This is a genomic window from Pseudoflavonifractor phocaeensis, from assembly GCF_016901735.1.
Taxonomy (GTDB): Bacteria; Bacillota; Clostridia; order Oscillospirales; family Oscillospiraceae; genus Pseudoflavonifractor_A.
Window position 1 is genome coordinate 1 of sequence record NZ_JACLZC010000266.1, and the last position, 208, is coordinate 208.

Below are 208 nucleotides of genomic sequence, written 5' to 3' on the forward strand. Positions count from 1 at the left end.
TGAAGGCGCACCAATGGCCCGTTGGTCAAGCGGTTAAGACGGCGGCCTCTCACGCCGCAAACATGGGTTCGATTCCCGTACGGGTCACTTTCTTTCTCTGGAAAGAGAACTTTAATAGAAAGTTCTTCTTGACAAAGCTGAGACAATAGAATATAATATCTTACTGTTGAAAAGAACGGTAAGGAGAAGAAAACAGATGAAAGTTTCT

The 208-nt window shown here is 43.8% G+C and carries 1 tRNA gene; it reads left to right on the top strand.

The annotated features are described in order from the left end of the window. Nucleotides 1-15: 15 nt before the first annotated feature. A tRNA-Glu gene (locus H7U37_RS15525) sits at nucleotides 16-87 on the top strand. The last annotated feature ends 121 nt before the right edge of the window (nucleotides 88-208 follow it).